The sequence below is a fragment of the Flammeovirga aprica JL-4 genome (assembly GCF_012844305.1).
Classification (GTDB): Bacteria; Bacteroidota; Bacteroidia; order Cytophagales; family Flammeovirgaceae; genus Flammeovirga; species Flammeovirga aprica.
In genome coordinates this window covers 1-24,397 of sequence record NZ_JABANE010000010.1, presented here as the reverse complement: position 1 = coordinate 24,397, position 24,397 = coordinate 1, and the positions used below count along the sequence as shown (strand labels likewise).

General features: G+C 34.4%; 19 protein-coding genes, 1 pseudogene and 1 CRISPR repeat array. Of the genes and pseudogenes, 14 read left to right on the top strand and 6 right to left on the bottom strand.

Annotation, left to right across the window (positions count from 1 at the left end; translation table 11 throughout):
* Positions 1-77: 77 nt before the first annotated feature.
* Entirely contained in the window at positions 78-626 is a 549-nt protein-coding gene (gene hpt / locus HHU12_RS05285; protein WP_169655670.1) for a hypoxanthine phosphoribosyltransferase, read from the bottom strand.
* A gap of 242 nt (positions 627-868) precedes the next feature.
* Here hpt and HHU12_RS34985 point away from each other — a divergent pair, with 242 nt between their 5' ends.
* The 3 genes from HHU12_RS34985 to HHU12_RS05270 are packed head-to-tail and all read left to right on the top strand — an operon-like array spanning position 869 to position 2,964.
* Positions 869-1,549, top strand: coding sequence for a hypothetical protein (locus HHU12_RS34985; RefSeq protein ID WP_205959787.1), 681 nt, complete (start codon positions 869-871; stop codon positions 1,547-1,549).
* 6 nt (positions 1,550-1,555) lie between these two features.
* Complete coding sequence (locus HHU12_RS05275; RefSeq protein ID WP_169655668.1) at positions 1,556-2,419, top strand: hypothetical protein; 864 nt, start codon at positions 1,556-1,558, stop codon at positions 2,417-2,419.
* A 2-nt stretch (positions 2,420-2,421) separates the two neighbouring features.
* A complete protein-coding gene (locus tag HHU12_RS05270; protein WP_169655666.1) occupies positions 2,422-2,964 on the top strand; it encodes a hypothetical protein in 543 nt (180 codons plus the stop codon).
* Here the strand turns inward: HHU12_RS05270 and HHU12_RS05265 are convergent.
* The 5 genes and pseudogenes from HHU12_RS05265 to hisE all read right to left on the bottom strand — a co-directional run.
* Positions 2,959-3,810 carry a DUF4249 family protein gene (locus tag HHU12_RS05265; protein WP_169655664.1) on the bottom strand — a complete coding sequence of 284 codons (852 nt, stop codon included), beginning with the start codon at positions 3,808-3,810 and terminating at the stop codon, positions 2,959-2,961. The two genes, HHU12_RS05270 and HHU12_RS05265, sit on opposite strands and share 6 nt — an antisense overlap.
* 7 nt (positions 3,811-3,817) lie before the next feature.
* The gene (locus HHU12_RS05260; protein WP_169655662.1) at positions 3,818-6,418 is read right to left on the bottom strand and encodes a TonB-dependent receptor domain-containing protein; all 2,601 of its coding nucleotides are present in this window, start codon (positions 6,416-6,418) and stop codon (positions 3,818-3,820) included.
* Between the two features lie 305 nt (positions 6,419-6,723).
* Complete coding sequence (locus tag HHU12_RS05255; protein ID WP_317170449.1) at positions 6,724-8,229, bottom strand: helix-turn-helix domain-containing protein; 1,506 nt, start codon at positions 8,227-8,229, stop codon at positions 6,724-6,726.
* A gap of 560 nt (positions 8,230-8,789) precedes the next feature.
* Positions 8,790-9,140: a hypothetical protein gene (locus tag HHU12_RS05250; protein WP_169655660.1), complete on the bottom strand. Its 351-nt coding sequence runs from the start codon at positions 9,138-9,140 to the stop codon at positions 8,790-8,792.
* 66 nt (positions 9,141-9,206) lie between these two features.
* Positions 9,207-9,479, bottom strand: a pseudogene (hisE, locus tag HHU12_RS05245) (phosphoribosyl-ATP diphosphatase); the annotation flags it as partial.
* A gap of 352 nt (positions 9,480-9,831) precedes the next feature.
* On the opposite strand from hisE, the gene HHU12_RS05240 reads away from it, so the two are divergent.
* The 11 genes from HHU12_RS05240 to cas2 all read left to right on the top strand — a co-directional run bounded on the left by HHU12_RS05240 (position 9,832) and on the right by cas2 (position 21,347).
* Positions 9,832-10,443 (top strand): hypothetical protein, encoded by a 612-nt coding sequence (locus tag HHU12_RS05240; protein WP_169655657.1) that lies wholly within the window; start codon positions 9,832-9,834, stop codon positions 10,441-10,443.
* A gap of 451 nt (positions 10,444-10,894) precedes the next feature.
* Positions 10,895-11,725 carry a helix-turn-helix domain-containing protein gene (locus HHU12_RS05235; RefSeq protein ID WP_169655655.1) on the top strand — a complete coding sequence of 277 codons (831 nt, stop codon included), beginning with the start codon at positions 10,895-10,897 and terminating at the stop codon, positions 11,723-11,725.
* 306 nt (positions 11,726-12,031) lie between these two features.
* Positions 12,032-12,922 (top strand): helix-turn-helix transcriptional regulator, encoded by an 891-nt coding sequence (locus HHU12_RS05230; protein WP_169655653.1) that lies wholly within the window; start codon positions 12,032-12,034, stop codon positions 12,920-12,922.
* A 101-nt stretch (positions 12,923-13,023) separates the two neighbouring features.
* Complete coding sequence (gene cas6 / locus HHU12_RS05225) at positions 13,024-13,803, top strand: CRISPR-associated endoribonuclease Cas6 (RefSeq protein WP_169655651.1); 780 nt, start codon at positions 13,024-13,026, stop codon at positions 13,801-13,803.
* A 3-nt stretch (positions 13,804-13,806) separates the two neighbouring features.
* Positions 13,807-14,535: a type I-PGING CRISPR-associated protein Cas5p gene (gene cas5p, locus HHU12_RS05220; RefSeq protein ID WP_169655649.1), complete on the top strand. Its 729-nt coding sequence runs from the start codon at positions 13,807-13,809 to the stop codon at positions 14,533-14,535.
* Positions 14,532-16,127 (top strand): hypothetical protein, encoded by a 1,596-nt coding sequence (locus HHU12_RS05215; protein ID WP_169655647.1) that lies wholly within the window; start codon positions 14,532-14,534, stop codon positions 16,125-16,127. The genes cas5p and HHU12_RS05215 overlap by 4 nt, the downstream gene beginning before the upstream one ends.
* Before the next feature lie 45 nt (positions 16,128-16,172).
* Entirely contained in the window at positions 16,173-17,132 is a 960-nt protein-coding gene (cas7p, locus tag HHU12_RS05210; protein ID WP_169655646.1) for a type I-PGING CRISPR-associated protein Cas7/Csp1, read from the top strand.
* A 110-nt stretch (positions 17,133-17,242) separates the two neighbouring features.
* On the top strand, positions 17,243-19,546 hold the full coding sequence (gene cas3 / locus HHU12_RS05205) for a CRISPR-associated helicase Cas3' (protein ID WP_169655644.1): 2,304 nt from the start codon (positions 17,243-17,245) through the stop codon (positions 19,544-19,546).
* A gap of 11 nt (positions 19,547-19,557) precedes the next feature.
* Complete coding sequence (gene cas4, locus HHU12_RS05200) at positions 19,558-20,067, top strand: CRISPR-associated protein Cas4 (RefSeq protein ID WP_169655642.1); 510 nt, start codon at positions 19,558-19,560, stop codon at positions 20,065-20,067.
* Between the two features lie 2 nt (positions 20,068-20,069).
* Positions 20,070-21,074 (top strand): type I-B CRISPR-associated endonuclease Cas1b, encoded by a 1,005-nt coding sequence (cas1b, locus tag HHU12_RS05195; RefSeq protein WP_169655640.1) that lies wholly within the window; start codon positions 20,070-20,072, stop codon positions 21,072-21,074.
* Between the two features lie 12 nt (positions 21,075-21,086).
* Positions 21,087-21,347: a CRISPR-associated endonuclease Cas2 gene (cas2, locus tag HHU12_RS05190; RefSeq protein WP_169655638.1), complete on the top strand. Its 261-nt coding sequence runs from the start codon at positions 21,087-21,089 to the stop codon at positions 21,345-21,347.
* A 204-nt stretch (positions 21,348-21,551) separates the two neighbouring features.
* Positions 21,552-23,811: direct repeats of the CRISPR family, unit length 30 nt; unit sequence ATTCAACAGCAACCAATGTGGTATTGAAAC.
* Positions 23,812-24,397 lie beyond the last annotated feature (586 nt).

The window sequence follows — 24,397 nt, the reverse complement described above, 5'->3', positions numbered from 1 at the left end:
AAAAAAGGCTTTCAGATAATTCAATACCTGAAAGCCTTTTCCATTTATAATGTGGAAGTCAAATCAATCGAAATAGATTAAGCTTTATCTTTTAAAACTAAAATCTCAGGAATGTTTCTTCCGAAGTGATCATAATCCAATCCATAACCTACAACAAAACGAGGGTCGATTTCAAAACCAACATAATCAATTGTGATAGGAATTTTTAGTGCCTCAGGCTTGTAAAGTAAAGCACAAACTTTTACAGAAGCAGGCTTCATTTCTTCAAGATCTTTTAATAAAGCTTTCATTGTACGTCCAGTATCCACAATATCTTCTACGATGATTACGTGTTTACCTCTTACATCTGCTTCATTGAAACCGATCAATTGTTTTACTTTACCAGTACTTTCTGTACCTTGGTACGAAGAGTATTTTACAAATGAAATGTCAATCTCAAGATCAATTTCCTTTGCAAGATCCGAAGTGAACATGAATGAGCCATTCAAAACGCTGACCATCAATACATCTTTACCTTCGTAATCTTTAGTGATTTGTTGTCCGATCTCTTGATTACGCTTCGCAATTTCCTCTTTACTGATAAAAGGAACGAATTCTTTATCTAATACTTTTGTGACTTTAGCCATGAGTGTTCTCTAAAAGACTATTTTGATTACACTTTCTTTTGAAAATTAGGGAGTTGTGAAATTTAATTTTTCGATGGAATTCCTTCAACAACCAAAGAAAGTAAAAGACAAATATAGTATAGTGCGGTCAATAATAATTGTGAGTATTTCCTAAATGATTACTTTATCTTAAATTTTTGGAAAATTCATCCAATTGATTCAAATTTATATAAGCATTTTTATAATCAAATTTTACTTACTCTATGTCAGATCAAGAAAATGTAGGGTTCTTCCAGAACTTTGTCAACAATATTGAAGATTATATCAACAACTTAGTAACCCTCGATATAAAAACTATTGTAGGAGAATTCCATGTAGATGGAGAGAAAGATGAGATCATTAAGAAAGAAGGGACAGATTTTAAAGTCATGAACAGTAAGATCCATCTTTTGAAAGGAGATGTAACTTCTTATGTGAGTAATGATCTGGTACAAGACAGATACGCTTGGGTGCGTGATTTCCATGCACAGAAAGAACAGCACGGACATGCTATCATCAATGATAACATCAAAGCCGTTTACAGCCTGTTTGAATTGTATGCCAAAACAAAAGGAGTGGACGTGCCTCCTGCAGACTCTTTCTACAGCAGTGCAGCCGCCGCACCACAGCAATCATTTCCTACAGCGACAGCGCAACCAGCATTAGCATATAATCCTGAGGAAACTGCCTTTGACCCTTCTCAGACTGCAGCAGCAGCTCCTGATTATGAAGCAGCGGCTTTTGATCCAGCATCTACGGCAGTGGCAGAGGAAACACCTATTGCAGAGACACCGGCATTAGATACGCCTCCAATAGATTATGATGCTCCTGCAGCCACTTCTTCTGAAGAAGACACAACTGTAGAAGATGGAAATGAGGATGATTCTAAAAAAGAGGAAGAATAGAATACAATGGAGAAATCCCTAAAGTCTATCGCCAATGAGCTATTAACGCTAGAAGTTAATACCATTTTAAAAGAGAATACTACAGGTGCTAAAATGCCCGTCAATAAGCGTTTGGCATTGAGAGATATCATAGAAAGGTACAGAAAAACACTGATTGAATTTGGTATTTGTGAAAAAGCCAAAGGTGTTCCTGCAACTGTCGATGCATCAGGTAAAGAAAAATTTCTGTTGCGTTGTGAAGGAGCGGGGGAGTACTCTTATTATGAGGTGAAAAGAGCAGCGCAGGAAGGTAAAAAGTATTACGAGACTTTGTTGCCTAGAATGCAGACAGAAGAACAATCTGAGAGTCTGAAAGAAAGAATTCAGATGCTTTACAGGATTGAAAGACAAAGTGCCAACTTCATTGGAATGTTCAAAATGCAGCGCAGCAAACTTGCCATTGAAACCAAACAAGGGACAAGAGGCTATGATGCTAAATTTAATGATGGCGGAGTAGGACAGTTTGATAAATATCCTTCTCAGATGGGTTCTCATAAGTGGAACAATGATATTTTGCTTCGCGAAATGAATGAAGTAGAGGAGTTGGATTTGGGAACGGAGCAGATCACACAGATCCGTAAAGCATGGGAATTGGGCACACAGCAGGTATTATTGCAAACTGTCGTGCAGATTGATGGTGATGTGACTTCTTACCTCACACCCAAGTTTGTGAAGTTGCCGCCTGAACTGAGGACAATGGTGATGAATTTTCATCAGCATTCCACTAATGAAGCTACAGGTCACTGGTCGTCTTTCTTCAAAGTACTGACAGATTTGACAGGAAAGGCCTTTTCATCCATTTTCGGAAATAATAAAACGACAGAATCATAGATATGGTGAATTGGAAGGTATTTAATGAAAAACTCCAGCAGCTTAAAGCGTCAAAAGATGCGGCAGAGATGCTGGTGGAAACTTTCCAGAACGGAGGGGTAGAGATCAATACCCCTCTGCTTTTAAAAACAGGGGGACAATATAGTTTTTTGACGGTAATCCAGTTAGATGCTGATATTTTCAATTACATTCCCAAAATGACAGATACGGAAATTCAGCTGAATTCAAGTCAGATCAAAAGAACATTGAGAAGGCATTGGTATGAAGTGGAGTTTACTTTTTTTAAACTCAAAACCAATCAAGAATTCTGGGATGCACTGTCTTACTTTTTATTGACATTGGCCAATTCAATATCAATACTTTATGCGATTGATTTTCATAATTTGGTTCAGTTTATAGTTAGCACAGTCATCGCTTCGCTTTCGTTTTATTTCAGAAAAAAAATCAAAGAATATATCAGTCCGTATTTGATCCGGGGAGGGTTTAAAGTGTATAAGTTTTTCCAGCCTGTATTGAAAAAGTACTTTAAAAAATTAGCTTTATAAAGAGTCTGCTACCGCAAAAGCCTCTGTATCATGTACCCCTTCCAAAGAAAAATAACCAAACGAACGGTCACCGGCTGTACTGACAAAATTACTTCTTGGATTGTCAGCAGAAGTATTGGTGCCTGAAACGTCAATCAAATTATTCAATGCCCTGTAATAGTCATAGGCATCTCTGGTCAATGACTTGAAATGTACCTGCACGGTATCAGATTCTGAAAAATTAGAACCCGCAAATTCAACAAAAACCGATTTTCCATCAATGCCCTGATCCGTATAAAGCGGTATTTTATTATTAGGCAACACAACATATTCTCCATTGATTTTCTGAGAAACTCTCCAGCTGTAAAAGTTTCGTTCTCCTTCGGGATCAGTAAAGAAAATCCTCAAAACGTATTGATCTGATTCATCAGCAACAGCTCTAAAACGGATGCCTTCTACAGGAACTTTCGTAGGCATTTTCATAGTAGCTTGATATAGTGTGTCAGGGTCTTCAATACTGCCTGGAAGATATACGGAGAAAAAATACAGATCATCAGAAATAAGAGTGACCTCACTTTGTGCTTCGTAAACTGCACCTACACTGAGTGTGTTGACGTAGTTAAATGAAAAGGAAGTTTCGCTTCTACCGTGGGCCAATACCACACTGGCATTTTCAATAGGAGGAAAATTGATGGTATCATTAAACCCTAATGACTTTGATAAAACTACCCTCGAAACCACGTTGCTTTCTGAAATATTGGCATCAATAATAGTACTTGGCTCACCACTTGGCAAGTCTAGAATAATAGGTTCTTCACATCCCATCATCATACATAACAGTAATATAATCAGGCCTAAATACTTCATCGTCGGTTTAGAATTTAAAATTGTAACTGAAGGAAGGAATAATACTAAATAGATAGACCTTCACTGTTTCCAATTGCTCAGGGTTGTTTCTTTTACTTCTGAAAATATAAGAATAAGTATTTTTACGAGCATATACATTGTAGATAGAAAAATTGAAACTACTTTCATTTTTCTTCTGCTCATTCATTTTTCTATAAAAAGTCAAAGAAATGTCTAAGTGGTGTGTACTTGGAAGTCTTGCCTTATTTCGATCACCGTAAATAGGGACCACATAGCCTTCTTTGTAATATTTTCCTACAGGAGCGGTGTAAGGACGCCCTGATGCATAATTCCAAACCGCAGAGAATTGTATCTGCTTAGAGATTTGGAAAGAAGCTAGAATATTAAAAACATGCCGCTGATCTTGATCTGTAGGATACCAGTTCCCGTTGTTGATTTGAGGAATTTTTATAAATGAAAAACTATAGGTGTAAGATACCGATCCCGTCAGTTTTCCTTTTCTTTTCCTGAAGATAGATTCAACGCCATAACTCTGCCCAATACCAGACGTGACATCCGTTTCCACATGATCAGTGACAACATACCTACCATTGGGTTTGAATTCAAGTATATCATCAGACGTTTTATAATAAGCATCCAAAGAAAAATCATACATATTATCCTTAGACTTGAGCAAATAGCCGATGGAATACTGATTGTTGATCAGGGGTTTGATGTATTTATTGGATGGAATCCATACGCCTGAGTTACTCGGAAGGGTTGTCAATGCCAATTCCTGAGCGTATTGTGTCATCCTGTCGTAAGCAATGCGGACCGACTGCTGAGGGGTGAGTGCAACGCTTATTGAAACTCTTGGGTCAATATTGTGGTAAGAGTGATCGAAGCTGATGCCGGAATTTCGAACGGTATCGACAATATTATTATCTGAAATACTGTCGGCTCGAAGCTGAAAAGGCTCAATATCATAGATATACTCTCTTTCATTTCTAACATTATCGAATCTCGAATAACGCAGTCCCAGCCCCACTTTGACTTTCTCATTTATATTCCATTCAAAATCAGTGAATACACCAGACTCCACAGCTCTGATATCCTGAGGATCATTGGGAGTGACAATTGACTCTTCGTCAAAAGGCGTAATACTACCTTGATTATAAGTATGAAGCATACTTTCAACACCCGCTTTCAATGTCATATCAGGTGTAAAATACTGCTCCACTTTGTATTTCAACCCATAATCATCCAAGGCATAAGTGGTACGGTAACTTGTTTCTGGTATAGTGTTGACAATGTTGGCCACATCATAGTTTGTATACCATAAAGTAAGGTTGCTGTATGTTTTGGGTGACAGCAAAGCAGACCATGTGACATTGGCTGTTTTATTGCCCCACTCACTTGATGAAATATTTTGAAAAGCCAGTTTATCTCTACTGAAATAACTTGAAACTGAAAGTGCGTTTTTCTTGTTGAGCTGGAATTTCAGTTTTGCACTTACATCATAAAAAACCACGGTGTTGATGTCTCCTCTTGTTGTACTGGAAAGCAAATCAGTGTAAGGTCTTCTACCTGAAATAATAAAGGAAGATTTGTCTTTTACAATCGGTCCCTCAAGCGTAGCATTGGCCGACATAGTACCAATACCGCCCGAAACTTTGAACTTTTGGTTGTTACCTTCTTTCAGATGTACATCAATTACTGAAGAGCCTCGGCCACCGTACTGAGCCGGAATGCCACTTTTGTAAGTTTGTACATTTTTAAGTGAATTGGTATTGAAAATTGAGTAAAAACCTAAACTGTGTGTGGCATTGTAAATCGGTACATCGTCTATTAGAAATAGGTTCTGATCGGTTCTTCCTCCACGTACAGATATCTCAGAACTTCCTTCATTGGCACTTTTAAAGCCAGGCATCAACTGCAATGATTTCATTACATCGCCCTCACCCAAAATCAAAGGGAGTTCATTTGTAGCTTCAGGCGTGACTGTCGTGATATTACTCAACTGCAAAATACCATCGTATACTTCGGAGTTACTGGAAAGCACTACAATCTCTCTCAGTTTCGTTTCCTTTACTTTGAGGTTAAGGTTCAATTCCATCTGCCCTTTGACATCAATAATTGTATCAATATTGACATAGCCCAATGATTTAATGGAGACAAGATATTGCCCTTCAGGAACTGAAATGGAATAAAAACCATTGACGTTGGTAACTGTACCGATAGAAATATCTTCAAAAAAGATAGTAGCACCAATAACTGTTTCTCTTGAGTATTGATCTCTGATAATTCCATTGACAGGATAACGGGTAAGTCTTCTTCCTTCTTTTGAATCAAGTGGAATTCGAATCACCTTCACAATCACATCACTGCCATCAATTCTGTATCCTAAAAATTTCCCATTGAAAAGTGCCGTCAACACTTCGTCGAGTGTAGCCTTTTTCTTTTTGAAGGAGAAGCGGTTGACAACAGGAAGGTTATCATCGCTGTAAATAAAATTAAGGTTATGTTCTTCAGAAAGGGTAGTAATCGCCTCAGCCCAGCTTACTTCATCAAAATCAAAGTCATACTTCTCCAAGCCTCTATTCTGTGCAAAGAGGAGAGGTACATTCATAAATATGAAAAGTACAAAAAAGAAGATATGTTTCGTATGTAAAGTCACTGAAATATTTGACGACAAAAAATATAAGTAATAGAGTGATCTATTTATCAAAGAGAATCAGTATTAAGACATAAAAACAACACGTCAAAACACTTTAATTTTGAAATCTTTCTAAAGTCAGAATTCAAAAAATGATCTTAAGCAAAAAGCGAAGAAAAATTAAAGAATTGAATAATTCCATGATTCCCTTCGCTTTCTCTATATATAATTAGCAGTTAAATTGCTATCAAAACCTTAACAGTAGAATTATTCCTGGACTAAGATACAACAGGTTTTCCTAAAATTGCTTCTAAAGCGGCAATTCTTTCTTTTTCTTGCTGTTCTTTTTTCAATACAATTGAATCAGAAGCCCTCACTTGACAGTCCACAGACGGACAACGCTCACAGGTTTCGTTGACAAATTCCATCCTTACTTTTTCAGATTGCCATAATTTGGACTTTTCTTTGAAATTGTCATTAATCAAGAAACCAATTGTAATACTTGTGTCAATTGTTTCGTCTACGAGTGGCAATGCCCTTGCTACACTGATACAGAAGTACTCTTTTCCAGAAGTAATATACCTCGATGTTTGTGCATCACAGATATACTCATCTTCTTTTCCTTCCGCTCTTGCTTGCTCCAGGTCTTCAAAGATTTTCAATGACACCCATCTTCTACAATAGTGCTCACTCAATACCGTACCGTGTGGACTGTGTAATCCATCCAAGTGCAGTTCTTTTGTGAGTGAATATCGGTTGGAGCCAGGAATATGATCCAGACGAAGGAAGAAGATTTTGCTTAAGCCGAAGTGTTTCGGAAGAATACTTGTCAGACGGTGCAGGAAAGTCTCCGGCGATGTATTATGCTTTTTAATCAAGTTGAGCATTTTCTCATTTGAGAAACTGTTGCTGTGCACAATGTCCTGTAAATCTTCCACTAGCTTTTCTTCAGGAACAAGGAATGCTCCTGCAAAATAAGTGGCCATATAATCATTGAAAAGCATATCAAATGACTTGACCTGCATCCATGAATACGTCATTGATCTTTCTGTCAAGTTCAATACTTGGAAAGCGGCCTCACGAGCATAAATAAAAGTACGTCTGCGGGCGTTCAGCTTTTTATTGATCATCAACACATTCGTGCCATCATCTTCCACCTTAATGACCGTTCTTAAAGTATCTAACGGCTCATGTTCAGAAAGACTTTCCTCGTCAATTCTATAATTGCAGAAAGTTGTTAAATACTGACGGAGCTGTATTTCCAGTGGTCTCTCATCGTCAATAATTTTTCTTCTGAACTCTTTAGCGGCGATTTCTACCTCCTCAAAATAATTATCATGGATTTCTTGATAAGAACGTAACACCGAAAAGTAAAAATTTTCTACAGTAAGGTTGTAATTTCTTGAAATCTCAACAATAGTATTGATAAAAGCAGAAAGTTTGGATGGGGCGTCAGACATCAGCTCCAGAAGGTTTCTTGGTTCCAGACCAAAAACATCAAGAGGTAATTCCTGAAGAATATTGGAGTTCAATAACTTTGAAATAGCCCCTAATTTCTTAGAGATTTTCAAAGAAACCAACTCATCATAAGATACTTTTAAAGCAGCCGCAAGCGATGTTATTTTATTCCTTTTAGGGTATTTCTTTCCCTTCTCAATTTCGTTGATATAGGAAACGGACATTTCAGCCTTTTTTGCTAATTCCGATAATGATAATTTTTGTTCTTGCCTGTGCATTCGGACTTTCAAACCGAAAATAAGGCGTATATTTTCTTCTAATATCACAGGATGTATATTGACTAACTTGGTTTCTAATTTGATTTTTAAATACTTTCAGCACCAATACAAATGATCCACAACACTCGAAAAACATTTGCACAGCACCCTTTTATCTGTTCAATAGCAACAAGATACTATCTGAAAACGATCAAAAATACTTTATGGTGGCTAATAAATGTAAAAATAGCACAGATTTAATGAAAAAACGGATTTTTTGCGAATTTTCGCTTTCATTTAGTATTTCGTTTTCTTAAGTTTGTAATATCAAATAACAAAACACTGATTTGTTACTGTAAGAATTTCTACTCAGTAAGATATTTTACGCTGATAATCAGATATATAATTTTTAGTTTTCAAAAAAAGGCTACCTTTTCAGAAGGTAGCCTTTTTCGATTCCACGATTTTAAGCAGTTAGACAGTTAAAATTGGGAAAAGTTAGATTATTATTTTTTTGACTAATCAAGGCAAAATTGAAGAGCATAGCATAGCTATGTGATGAAACTATTCTAACGCTGAGTAGTCAAAAAAAGAAGATCTAAGACTTCCGATTTTGATTGTATAACTGCTTATGAAGCGAAGAATACAAACAAGCCACTGACAAAGACCAGCAAGCCCGCGGCGGCAATTGTTGCAGTGCCATAAGCGACAAGGTCTTTAGCTAAACTGGCTTTACTCTGTGAAACCACAGCCTTGGAATGTCTTGTTGCAAAAGCGATGCGTATTCTGTTCTTTTTCTCTATTGGCCAAGAAACCATATCTGTACTCATCTCCACCACCAAATCAAAATCTTCCCTCAGTTCATGGTCAATCGTCAGCCTCCTCAAAAGTGTTTGACTTTCTACAGAGGTGAGTTTACCGTTGAGATACTCATCTATGAGCTCGAAGTTCTGAAATGATATAGATTCTAAGGTTTTCATGTGTTTCTTGGGTAGTATGTTGTTTCTGTTCTATTAATTTAAACAAAATCAAGCATACTTAATAATTTACTTGTGACGTTCTTCCAAAATTTTCGTCACATCCTCTAAACTGTAACCTTTAGCACGCAATAGTACAATATAATGGTACATTAAATCGGCCGCCTCATTTAGGAATAATTCTTCATTATCATCCTTTGCTTCGATGACTAATTCTACCGCTTCTTCACCTACTTTTTGAGCAACCTTATTGATCCCTTTTGCAAAAAGACTACTTGTATAAGAAGTGTCTGAAGGATTATCATGTCTGTCTTTGATGGTCTGCTCTAAAGCTTCAAGAAATTTTATTGACATAGTAACGTGTAATTGTTTTGTTAACTTAGTGTAATCTGTCTAATACACTCTTTCTTAAGCGCAAAGGTACAGATTTTATTTTTCAGAATTTCAAATTCTCCTATGAATCAATGGAAAAATAATATGGCAGAGAGGAATTACATGTTTTATTCATAAACGCCACCTACTTTGGCTCCATTGATCTCCTAAAAAAAGAGAACAAAATGTTCCTTTTGAAATAAACTATGAAAGGGGCTTTTTGGTTTCGATCAATTTTACAACCTTTGCAAAAATAAATTTATTATAACATTCAAGTGGATTCACTAACAAGAATACACTTCCAATAATAACGATTGAAGATATGGCACTGAATACACGCGTTTTTGTTTCTGATGTAGATAATTTAGGAGATGGAAGATACTGTGCAGGAATGGGAGTAGAGCTGATTGGCTTTCCCATTGAGGCATCACACAAACGTTATGTGTCTCCTGATAAGTTTAAAGAAATTGCAAGCTGGTTAGCAGGTATTAAATTTGCCGGCGAACTGTACGAATCTGCTGAAGTGAATTTGGAAGAATACGAAGCTATTGATGTTTTAGTGACAGACAACCCTGCTTTAGTCAATGATTTATCGAAATTAGGAAAGCCTTTAATTTTCAGAATTAAAGTAGAAAATAACCTTTCAGAAATCGAACAGCAAATGTCAATGCTGGAACAGCAAGTGGAAATGTTCCAATTGGAGTTTGAAGAAACGTTGTCTGAGGAAACATTAAAGCAATTAAAAACATTTACGGAGGAATATAAAATCTTAATCGCAGGTGGTTTTGATGAAAATTCTATCAACGATGTATTAGAAACTGTAAATCCAGAAGGTATTGCCTTAAAAGGTGGTTCTGAAGTTTCAGTGGGTGTAAATACTTTCGATGGATTGGTAGAAGTGATTGAGGCAATCGAAGCGGATGAGTGGGATTAAGCAGTAGTACAATTAAAATCGGAAGTTTTGGATTTTCTTTTTTAGCCTACTCTGCGTTAGAATGTCATCACGTAACTATGGTTATGCTCTTCTATTCTGTCTTGATTAGACTAAAAAATAATGATCCAATTTCTCCCAATTTTAAATGTTCAACTACTTTATTTCTGACTTTTAGATATTAAAAAAGCGATCTCTTTTTTGAGAAGGAGATTGCTTTTTTTAGTTTGCCTTTGATGATAAGATAGAAGATTGTTTGAATTAAGAAAATGATCCGTAAAGAGGGATTTATAGTGGTTCGGTGGACGTTGCAATGCAAGAACCATTTTTATATCTCTTAGTTCTTACCTAAAATTGTTTCAATATCTATTAGATAAGAACAATTTGATAAAGAAGATTTCTTTTCTTGAAAAGAAACATTTAGATTACAAATAGCAACTATTTCTACCCTAAAATGAAATCTCAGAATAAAGCCATATCACCTGAAATCGAAACAACATTATTCCAAATCATTAAAAATGAGTTGGAAATATATATGGCATCTGAAAAAAAGCGGAAAAGAGAAGAACTATTGTCTCTTCAAAGAAAAAAGAGTCATGATCTCAAAAGTATAATCCACTCGCAGGAAACATTCAGTTGGTCTGATCAACGGACCAAAGCTTTAGAAACAAATAAATTAAAATTAATAGCCCAACTCAGCGAAATTGAATTAGAACTAGATCTTTTGGAGAAAAGGCAACCTCACCTGACGATTGTTCATCGAAAATACCTTCAAATATTATTGGATGCAGGCATTTCTAAAACTAAGATTGCAGAAGCATTGAACGTACATATTTCAACTATCTATAGAGAGATAAAGAGAAATGCAAAGCACCAAAAATATCAAGCCATAAAAGCCCATCAATTTGCTAAAACCCGAAAGAAAGTTGTGGGAAGCATGTCGAAAACAAAACCCCGTAAAACCTCTTTTACTTTCCGTACCAAATATTTTTTATATGCTGAACGCCGTGAAATTTTTTGGCGTTCCGATAGTTCAAGAGAGAGAAGAAAATACAAATTTGTTTTCCAAAAGAAAGGGTTTAAGTATCACATTTATGCTCTTCGATTATCTCTGCCAAAGCTTTACCACTTTAAAAATGATTGGCAGTACTTTCAGCTTTTAATAGAATACCCTGAAGTTATTTTTCAACCTGTCAAAAAAAATCAGAAGAATATAAAAACACTGGTGTCGGAGAACGTAATATTACCTGTAATCCTGAGAGAAGTGTATTCAATCGTCGCTTAAAAGGGAACAACTATTTCATTTTACTCTTTTTCAAGAGAGTTCCCAATCAATTTTTCACGCTATTAGAGAGAATGTATTGATATCCCAATAAAAAAGGAGGGAATGATTATGATTTTGGAGTAACATTTTATGTTTTTTGGAATGTGAGAGTAAGTTTCGCATTTACTCACGAATTATAAATTAAAAAAGAAAGGATACTTTTCTACGATTAAAAAAACTTAATGAATTAGCATTCTTGACAATGATTTGCTAATTGTATAACATTGTAAAAAAGTAATTAACCTAGCAAACCAATTTAATGACAACATGCCTGCCCCTAAGAAGCAACTTTATCGAATTATAGAAATTATACGGCTTTTAGAAACAATTGGTATTTCTTCAGAGGATTATTGTAAAAAGTTCGGAAAACACAGAAATCAATTTAAAAATGATAGGGATCTAATAGAAGATATGTATTACCCGTTGACAATAGTGTCAAGGAATGAAGTTTCAAGAGTGAAGACATACTATTTTTCTAAGGATCAAAAATTTAGACAGCCTCTTTTGTCTTCTACTGATAAAGAATTATTGTTTGACCAACTTCGGTTATTAAAAGAAATAGACTATGAAGCGTTTAAAAGAATTAATAATAGCGTAAGTATATTAATTAATGACTCTATTCTGATTCCTGATAATCGTTTTCTGTTGTACGAAAAACTATCTTTTGCAATTCAAAACCAAAAGAAGGTTCGACTTTATAATTATATATCAAGAGGTGAGGTGAAAGATTACAAGATTGAACCGATAGAACTAACATCCAATAAGGAACAATTATATGCTTATGATTGTGAGTCAAAAACTTGTAAAACTTTCAAGCTTTCTAGAATTAATGGAGTTGAGGTATCAAAAGAGCAATCTACTCATCAACAACATTATATAATCAAATTTCATGACTCATTTGGATTCTCTAGTCCATTAGAAGAAGTACTTCCTGTGAGTTTTAAAATGACTAAAAAAGCCAATAATATATTTTGTGAAGAGTTTCCTTGTTCTTCCAATGAAGTGAAGAAGCTATCAGACAATCAATATGAATTCAATAGTAAAGTGGGGAAGTATACTGGAGTGGGCCGTTTTGTGTTGGGAATGTTAGATCAAATATCAGATGTTCAGCCTCAAGAGTTTAGAGATCATCTAATAAAAATCATGAGAAATTTTTAAAGCACAGTAGGATAGTGCATGTGGGAAATATATTTGAATTATTATAAAATTAAAATACAATGCGATTTCTATTTAAAATTAAGTGGCTCAATACAGGTGTATTGTTTAATAATTATAAGTCATTACTTCAAGGTTTTTTTTATAAAGTATTAAGTCAAAATAACCCTGACTTCGCCAAGTTTATTCATGATGAAGGATATAAATTAGAAGGGGAAAAAACTTTTAAACATACTGTTATCTCAGATCTATTTTACGAACGAAAAATGGGATTTAGAGGTAAAAGTGATTTTGAAATAAAAGAGGGGGATACTGCATATTTACATATATCTTTTTCAGTGAACGAAATTGGAGAGAATTTTATTAAAGGGCTTTTTCAAAGTAAAGAAGATCGATTAGGGAAAATGTTTTTCATGATTGAAAACATTCAAAGTATATCTCAACCTGTTTTTCAAAAGACAATGCAATATGAATTGCTAAGTCCAGTTTTTTTGAAAAGAGGTAGACAAGAAATTGTAGATGGTAAGAAAAACGATTTTATACATCCTTGTTCTAGAAATAGAAAATTTCAGAAAAACTTTTACGAAGAGTATGAATACTATCTAATAGAAAATATTAAATCAAAAATTAAGTCTTTGGTACTGCATGATAAAATTGAAAATACAGAAGGATTTTTAGAGAATGAGATTAATTTTCAATTGAATAAATATTATGGCTCACGAAATGAAAGAGCAAAATTTATGGAAAAAGAATCTACAATAATCACACATTACTACGACTTTACAGTCACTGCCCCGATCGAAGTTCATGAGGTACTTTATAAATCTGGACTTGGAATGCTGAATACTTTAGGGTTAGGTATGGTTGAAGTTAAAAATATTTAGAAAATGGTAGATATAAAATTACTTTTTGAAGCTCCTGAAAAAGTCATTTCAGGAAAATTACATATTCGTCCTTTAGCTCCATTATCGTTGGTAACTTCAATGCCTGGAGCGTATTATCGAAGTCAATCAGCACCTTCTAACTATATGATATATGGAATGTTAGAGAACCTGTTTGGTTGGCATTTTCATTCTGATATTCGTTCCAACCTCTTAAAAAAGATAAAAAAGGAACTGAAGAAAAAGTATAAGTATGACAGTATTGCTGGAACTTCTGCTGTAGGTTTTCAAACACTTTTACAAGATCATCTAGAAGTGCTGAATCCAATCGTTTCACCTCCTATTTTGGTACGTTATGATGATTATTGGACACAATCAATGAAACGTACAGACGAACAGGTTGTTCATGCTAACGGTACTCCTAATCTTGATTGGAAATTAATAGACAGGAAATATAGATTGCCAAAAGATGAAAAAAGGAAGATCAAAGAAGGTGATTATAAAGCATTTTTTAAAAAAAATATTAAACAATTTCCAACCTACTATACAACAATAGTGAATCGGGAATATATAGAATTAGGTGAAGATCCATTTACAAAAGGATGTTATCAGGTAGCGATAAATACTACTGAATCAGTTTGGCAAGCTATAGAACAAATTTCACATACACCTTTAGCTCCTTCATATCTTGGTAATAGTGAAGGTTGGGTACAATTAGAAGAAATAACGATATGAATTTTGATCATTTTTATAGTCGATACGGGCTTGCAGCTTTAGTTTACAATAATCAGCAGTTACTTGAAAAGTCACAAGGTTTTCCATTAGAAACGAATCTAATTGAACTTGATTTATTAAAGAGAGAGTTAGAAAGAGCACTTGGAGCATTTCGTATTTATACGGATAATGATCCTTTGCAAGATAATATTTTGAATTATTCTTATTACTCATATCAAGAGATTAAAGATAAAAATATTAAAGGGAATCCTGACAAAGGGGTATACTTAGCTCCTAATGTGATAAGTACCAATAAAGAAGCCCGACATGCTTTGGGAGCTGTCGAAAATTTATTGAAGGATATTGCTAATGAACAAAAAAAGATTTCTAAAAAAGGGAAAATGGTGAAACTTTCTAAAGGGGTTTGTGCAGTATCTGGACAGTTTAATAATGGAAAAAGAAGTCAGTCGCCACCAAGTGTATCACTTTTAGAAGGAGTTTGTTCTGCTATTACAACATTAACACTTTTGAAGCCATACTTAACTACTGATTTAGAGGGGACTGCTATTATCCCTGATTTAAAAGGGATTGAAGATATGTTCAACTTCATTGGTGTTTTTAATAATATGAATCGTTCCCAAACAGCTAAACTTAAGCAATCAGTTATTGTTAGGGAAGGTAATTCGAATCGAAACAAAGTTGAAGTTTCTAATAAAAAGGACAAAACGAAACCCAAATACAAAAGACCCGCCATGTTTAATGGCAATTTTCCTAATGCACCTAAAACGTCAAGTATGGGAGCGGTAGCCCTGTTAGGAGCTATTGGTGAATGGGCAAAAACTGCTGAAGGAGAGCGTACTGAAGTATTGGATTTATTAGAGAAGTTAAAAGGTACACCTTTCTATATTATTCGATATTCAAGTACACATACTGTAACTTTTTCACATCATATTATTGATCTAGCAAAAGCAGGTAAGTTAAGTAGTATAGTGGATGCCCTTTATTATTCTCAAATTCCAGAAAAAAATCGTATTGAATATTATAAAAGTAAAGAAGTAAAATCAGCATACGATCATTTAGATCGAGTTACTGCCAACTTTTTACAACTTTTTAGTGCTCCTTATTTCAAGGATTTCCTTGCTGTGAGAGCGACCTACTCATTTGAAGTTAAAACATTATTCCACACTTATTTTAGTAAGATGAAAAATATCCCTAAAGAAATTATATCCTCAGCGGAGGTATTAGGATCATGGTTAAACAGTGTAGCTTTTTTTGCTGCTAAGGAAGAAGCAAACAAACACAATGAACTGGATAAGGTTTATAAACTAAAGAGTAAATACCTAACACAAATTGAAAGTGCAATCTATTCAGCAAAAGAACCTTCTGATCTTGTCGCTCATGTTTTAACGAGAGCAAGTCGTCTGACAAACTCTGAAGTAGGAGAGAGTGCAAAGCCTTTTATTGGAGCGGTGTTATCAGGCGATATTGATATAAGTGATGCGAAAAATATTATGGTAGCTTATGCTCGTATTAGAGGGGGGAAATCAGACAAAGAGGGTATAGTAAGTTTAAATAATACTCAAGATACAACAACATCTGTAGCAGATTTATAATAAGATCATCAGTAGATAAATTAAAATTTTTAACATAATACAAAAATGGAAATACAAGGAATTTTTATTTCAACTCTTGTTCCTATGGATAATCACATGGCGAATGGAGGAGAGAAGTTATTAGGCAATGCTTCTTCTGTAAAACAAAGACCAGATGGGAAAGTATATATTTCGGGTCAAATGCAACGTCATGTATTGTTTAGTGCAATAGATCGTTTAAATGAAGCAGAGAAGAAAAGTAATAGTGGACCTATTTGTGGTGAGGTAGATGTAAAAGATACTCATGTTTCAAATGGAGACGGAATCAGCGATCAAATTGAAAAAGATCTTAGAGCTGATATGGGTGGTTTTATGCATCCTAGTCGTGGTGACTATTCTGGAAGAAGAACATCTCCAATCTCAGTAACACCAGCAGTCGCAATAAAGGAAAGCGAAATTGGAAGAGATTTATTGGTAAGGCTTAAACAAAGTACAGAGGAAGCAAGTAGAGATCAAGCATTAGCCACTAAGGAGTTTAGTCAAGGTGATATGATGCTTATGAATTTTTATTTGGATTTAGGAGCTTTAAGTATAACTAAGAGATTCAGTTATGATAATGAATATCATGTTGGTACAGATTACATGAAACATGTAAAAGAGGCTGAAAGAAAAAGAAGAGTAAAATTATTTATTGAGGCTACTCGATCTTTAAACGAATATGCAAACCAAGCTCGTAATTCGGTATCTGGTGAACCTGAACAAGTTTTGATTGTTTTTGATACAAAACATAGTAGAAAAGCTAGTCGTTATTTTCAAGGAAATGAAACCTTAAAGAAGAACATTATTGATGAAATACAAAAAAGAGATGCTTTTGTTGTTGTAGGGAATGATAGTGAAGGAGAAAAAAGTGTTTTTCAAGCTTATGAAGATGCTTTAAGTACATTAAATGATGCAGTCCTTTTTGATCCAAGTGGTATCTCTGATGATCAAGTTGTTCCTTTTGCTCGTGTATTTGAAACAGAGTAATAATTTTTGGAAGTTATTTTAATATAGAGTTAGAGTCGGAATAATTTTTTGTTCCGACTTACAATTAAAACCTTAATGACTAATTGAATACTCTTGATTAAAGGTATATTATGGAGGAAGAATATTGGGCAAAAACAACAGGCTTACTTTTAGATGAACATGTAAGAAATGTAAGAAAGCAAGCAGAGAAATTTGTAAAAGAACATCCATTTAGTATCCAGAAATACAAGGTTTATACTGGAAAGAATTTAGCAAAATTGCTTTATACCGCAGTTCAATGGCATGATGAAGGAAAGAAAAGTAAGTCATGGCAAAAAAACTGTAAAGAGGATACTCTTTTTCGTACTCCATATAGACATGAGTTACTTTCAGTTTTTATGTGTGAGGAGAAAGGGATTCAATTAGAAGAAGAGGAAAAAATAGCGATACTTGCTCACCACTCAAAGCTATCTCATAGGTTTAAATCTAGATGGATAGAAATTGTATTAGGGTCAAGAAAGATTGGAGAAGATTTATGGAATCAAATACTAAGAAATGGAAACAACATAGTTAACTCAACTTTATTGACAAATACTAATATTGAATCAGCAATAAAGAATAATTATGCTTTTTCTGCTACAAGAAGCCTCTTGCAGATTGCAGATAGAAGAGCAAGTGCAAAAGAAGATGGAAAAGATTTGCCGATGTTTACTCCTTTTTCTTATCAATTTCCTGATAATTGGGAAAAAAGAGCAGTACAAGAATTAGCATTTAATAATTGGAAAGATCCTCTACTGCTATTAAGAGCAGCAACAGGGGCAGGTAAGACAGACGCATGTCTTTTGTGGGCACAACAACAAATAGTTAATAATAGGGCTGAACGTCTTGTTATAGCAATGCCTACCCGATTTACTTCAAATGCATTAGCGATTAATGTTACTGAGAATTTATCTCAAACTGGACTTTATCATTCAAGTGCATGGAATGTTAAATATGGAAAGAATACGGAGAAACTTGATCTTAAAAGAGCTGAACATGATTTTGCAAGACTTTTAGCAAACCCAGTAACGGTTTGTACAATTGATCATTTATTAATGGCATTAACTCATACAAGAGAAGATCATCATACCATAACTTTTAATTTAGCAAATAGTTGTTTAGTAATAGATGAGGCTGATTTTTATGATGAGTTCACACAAGCGAATATTATTGAGTTACTCAAGTATCTGAGAGTACTTAATGTTCCAGTAATGTTGATGAGTGCATCTCTACCCCAATCTGCTTTAGAACTTTATAAAACCACTGGTTACCCAATCAATGAAATCAAGGAAGACACTTCTGATAAAATTGAACAAGAACGTGCTAGATGTGATTTAAAAGGTATAAACGAATATACTTCAATTGAGGACATAGAATATCTTTTTGAACCTATTCTTAATGGAAAGCCAACTATCATTTTTGCGAATACGGTTGACAGAGCAATTGAATTTTATGAATGGTTTAAGATAAGAAATATAGAACCAATACTATATCATTCTCGTTTTTTAGAAACTGATAAAATTAAAAAGGAGAAAGACTTAATAGAAGCTTTAGGGGAAAAAGCTTGGGAAAATAAAAATGCAAAAGGTGTTGCTATACTCACTCAAATAGGAGAGATGAGTATTAATATCACTGCTGAATATATGATTTCAGAACTTTGTCCAATAGATAGACTTGTACAACGTATTGGAAGACTTTGTAGATTTTTTAAAAAAGGCTTTCACGGGGATGTAATTGGACATTTAGAAGTAATAGTTCCCTATAAAAAAGAGGTACTTTATCCTGCACCTTATGGACGAATGGTTAAGTTTGAATGGGAGCCATCAGGTTCATTATTAAAAACGAGAAACCTTCTAGCGTTAAAGAAATACACTGCTCCTCAATTTGTAGAGATGATTAATCAGGTGTATAACGAACTTAAACCTAATAGTCCAAGAACGGAACAGAATATTCAGGCTTATAAGGAAGAAATTTTACATAATTGGTTGGTTTTACCTCAGGCGAAACAAGAAGAAGATGAGACAATAACAGAGGGGTGGAAGAGTAGGGATATTCCTGATCAGATTGATCTTTTCATAATTCATCCAACTGAATATAAAGACAAAAACCCAACATTATTTTTAACGCATAATACAGAGACAATCTTTAATTCAAAAGATGCTTTTAATACATACAAGTTAGAGTGTTCCATTTCAATTCCTTTATATCAAAGAAGCAAAGGGATGAAAAATGAATTCATTTATTCAAAGAAATATAGAATAGGTAAAAAGAGAGAGCAAGAGCAGGAAGAAGTTAAAATATTTTTAGCTAATGATTGTGCTTATGATTTGAAAAGAGGGTTAATTCTTGAAAGACGACAGACGAAAACAATAAATAATGAAGAAAAATTTCTTTAAACAAAAAGAAAATGGATATCACCCCAACCCTCATCGCCTACCTCCATCTCTGTCACCGTAAAATATGGTTACATGCTAAACATTTGAGAATGGAAAGTTCATCAGACTTAGTAGCAGAAGGAAGATTGATAGGAGAAATTACTTATCCCCAACGTGCTGGAAAATGGCAAGAAATTGATTTGGGAATAGGAAAAATCGATTTTTTTGATGCGAAAACAAATACTGTTCATGAAGTCAAGAAGTCTAATAAAAAAGAGCAGTCACATATTGCTCAGGTGAAATACTATCTGTATTTGTTGGAGAAAATAGGGGTAGAAAACCCAAGAGCAGTAATTGAATATCCTAAACTCCGAATTGTTGAGAATGTAGAATGGGATAGTGAGACAGATAGTATAGAGGTAGAACAATGGTTGAGTACTGCTACAAATATTTTGCAAGGAACTTGCCCCCCGAAAATGTCTAAAAGTAAATGTAAAAAGTGCTCCTATTTTGATTTTTGCTGGAGCGGAGAAGAAGATTAGAAATGAAAAAATCTTATTATTTATTTAACCCCGGAAGATTAAGTCGAAAAGACAATACTTTGAAGTTTGTACCTGTAGATGAAGATGGGAATGAAGGACAGGCAAGGTATTTACCCGTTGAACAAGTGGGGAATTTGTATGTTTTGGGAAGTTTGGATGCGAATTCTGCTTTGTATAATTTTTTAGGCAAAAATGGTATTGGAGTTCATTTCTTTGATTACTATGAGCATTATACGGGTTCATTTTATCCTAAAGAATATTTACAGGCAGGGCAACTGAATGTACAACAGAGTTTACATTATGCTGATGTGAAGAAACGTATTCAAATTGCTCAAGCATTTATTGACTCGGCGTCTTTCAATATGCTTAAGACTGTAAAGTATTATCAAAATAGAGGGAAGGACCTTAGTGCTGTAATTATGGCTATTGAGCAATACAGAGAAAGTATATCTTCTACGACTCAAATTGATGAATTAATGGGTTTAGAAGGAAATATCAGACAAGCCTATTATGGAGCTTTTTCTATTATCAGTCCTACTTTTCCATTATTCAGCAGAGAAAAAAGACCTCCGACAGATCCAATGAATGCGTTGATCAGTTTCTCAAATATGTTGTGTTATACAGCTTGTTTAGATATGATTTATCATACTCAACTTGACCCTACTATAAGTTTTTTACATGAACCTGGTGTACGTCGCTTTTCTTTAGCCTTAGATCTTGCAGAAGTTTTTAAACCAATTTTAGTAGATAGAATGATTTTCTCTTTGGTGAATAAAGGAACTATCCAAGCGAGGGATTTTAATGCTGAAATTAATGCTTGTTTATTGAAAGAAAGTGGAAGGAAAAAGGTATTGCAGGCTTGGGATAAAAAGCTAACTGAAACAATCAAACACAGAAAACTAGGTAGAAATGTGAGTTATAAACATTTGATCAAGTTGGAGTGCTATAAGATCAGTAAACACTTAATGGAAATAGAACCTTATGTTGGTTTTAAAAGTTGGTGGTAAAAATTAGATGCTATGTATGTAATATTAGTGTATGATATGAATACAAAGCGAGTAGGAAAGATGCTCAAACTTTGTAGAAAATATCTGAATTGGATTCAAAATTCTGTTTTTGAGGGAGAGTTAACAAAGGTGCAACTTGAAAACCTTAAAGCAGAAGCAAAGGAAATTATGAAGGAAGGGGACTCTTTAATTCTCTTTAAAAATAGAGAACAGTACTGGCTTCAGAAAGAAGTGATCGGTGAAGAGAAATCATCTATTGATAATTTCCTTTAGTCGTCGACCTCAAAGTTTTTTCATTTCGTTCTTTGACATTTTGTAATAATTATGGATAATCACCCAAAAACAGTCTAAAAAAGGGGTTGTCGATGGAAGGGGTAAATCGTATGACCATAGGTCGACGATATTTTTTGATGGAAATGAGTTATTAAACCCTTTTTTTATGTATGTTTGGTATATATTCTGTCGTCGTTGCGATGGATTCAACAGCAACCAATGTGGTATTGAAACTTGGTCAACACTAGCAAGCAGAAAAGGGTAATGAAATTCAACAGCAACCAATGTGGTATTGAAACTTGTAAGAAAGCGACATCATTGTAATATCATTTGAATTCAACAGCAACCAATGTGGTATTGAAACAGATATAGAGCCAGGACCTTTTGTTGCATAAGTAGCATTCAACAGCAACCAATGTGGTATTGAAACTTTGTCGCAATAAGACTCTACTATCTAATTGTACAAATTCAACAGCAACCAATGTGGTATTGAAACAGGTTATTAGAGCTATTACTTTGGGTTAGAGTTACCATTCAACAGCAACCAATGTGGTATTGAAACTTATGATAAGCTAACATTAATACTTTTTCAAATAATATTCAACAGCAACCAATGTGGTATTGAAACGTATCTATCCCATACACACGACAACTTTTAGGTAGGATTCAACAGCAACCAATGTGGTATTGAAACTTGATTGTATGCTTTTCTGTAAGGGATATAAATCAATTCAACAGCAACCAATGTGGTATTGAAACTAAAATAATGCAAAAGGAACGGGATAATTTTCAGATTCAACAGCAACCAATGTGGTATTGAAACATTAAAAAAGAAGCAAGTAAACGATAATTAAAAGATTCAACAGCAACCAATGTGGTATTGAAACTTGATTGTATGCTTTTCTGTAAGGGATGTAAATCAAATTCAACAGCAACCAATGTGGTATTGAAACGTAAATCACAAAGATCTAGTGTTATTTGAAAGGGAGATTCAACAGCAACCAATGTGGTATTGAAACTCTAATAAATTTGTATAATCAAACTCAGAACTTTCAATTCAACAGCAACCAATGTGGTATTGAAACTTAACCTGTATTTTGCACCTAAAATTGGAGTACCTTATTCAACAGCAACCAATGTGGTATTGAAACAAAAACGGTTAATGAGCGTATCGCATCATCTGAAAATTCAACAGCAACCAATGTGGTATTGAAACAATACATTTGCTAATGAATCAAAAATACCTGCCAAATTCAACAGCAACCAATGTGGTATTGAAACTGAAAAGCAGTAAGTTTGAATTAATACGTGCTAAAATTCAACAGCAACCAATGTGGTATTGAAACATGCTGTAGATAAACACTTCAAACAAAATGAAGCTGATTCAACAGCAACCAATGTGGTATTGAAACAAGACAAGAAGAAAGACACTGTAAAGGAAAGCTCTAATTCAACAGCAACCAATGTGGTATTGAAACAAAAAAAATTGATCAAATTATCGAGGACTTTTTATTATTCAACAGCAACCAATGTGGTATTGAAACTTGTCAGTAGCATGTGAAGGTATTTCGGAAGTGGGATTCAACAGCAACCAATGTGGTATTGAAACATAGTAAGAACTAAACTCCAAATCATCCAACTTAGGATTCAACAGCAACCAATGTGGTATTGAAACAGCAGAGCAAAAAAAGTTTATTGGCAATGCGGTTGATTCAACAGCAACCAATGTGGTATTGAAACTTTATGTAGATATGGAACTTATAAAGGTAACAGAAATTCAACAGCAACCAATGTGGTATTGAAACATGAAACTCCCTAACTACTGATATAATCATACTTTTATTCAACAGCAACCAATGTGGTATTGAAACTCTCATATATTTTATTCATGATCGGTTCGCACTTTCATTCAACAGCAACCAATGTGGTATTGAAACAGTATTGACAATGAATTATATATAGCTCTTCTAATATTCAACAGCAACCAATGTGGTATTGAAACATGAGTATCATTTTCAACATATACTAAACTTTCTGAATTCAACAGCAACCAATGTGGTATTGAAACTGAATTTGATCTGTACTGCTACATCAAGTACATCTAATTCAACAGCAACCAATGTGGTATTGAAACTAAGGGAAAGGTTCTGTTGCCAAGTCTTCACTCCGAGATTCAACAGCAACCAATGTGGTATTGAAACATAAGTTTGCCTAATCTCAATTGAGATATTACTTCTATTCAACAGCAACCAATGTGGTATTGAAACGATAATTCCTTTGTCTGTCACCTTCCTTTCCTCTCCATTCAACAGCAACCAATGTGGTATTGAAACTTCATTACGATTTCCCCGGCTTGAAAAGCTTTGATGATTCAACAGCAACCAATGTGGTATTGAAACAGGATGCTAATTCATTTTCAAAAATGGAAAATCAGATTCAACAGCAACCAATGTGGTATTGAAACTTAGTCTACTTCTTTTAAAGGTTGAGCACTTGAAGTCTACAATGTTAGTAATCAATTGATTTTCAAGACGGCTGATGCAGTAGATAAAAACTATACTCTTATAATGAATTGTGGTCAAGTATTTAAAATCATGAAATACTAACCATAAATTGTATTGGTTATTTTAGGCCTTTACAAATCATAATAATAGAACGCTTTTTTTATTTCTCTCGAATTAACTGCATTGTAAACTAAATTATCGTAAATCATAGTATTTAGAAATCAGGAGATTTCTAATGATCTGTAGGACACGAATGAAGCTAACGCTTAACATTCGTGCCAGTGGGCTTTCTACTCTATTTATTGGGTAGTGCTTCCCCGGCCTTGAAGGGAAAAGTGTTAAGAATTTCATGTATTGAGCTGTTAAAAATGATTTTCCTGTTTGAGCTTTAGCGAGTTTAAAATCATTTAGACGAGAGGAATGGAATTTAGCTTTTGACTTCAAAGCCTTGAATTTTTTACTTCGTTTTTGTTTCAAGACAAAACCTTAGATTTATAGTGTTGTATTTATCTAAGATGGTAAATTGCTTTTTAAAACTAGGGTAAA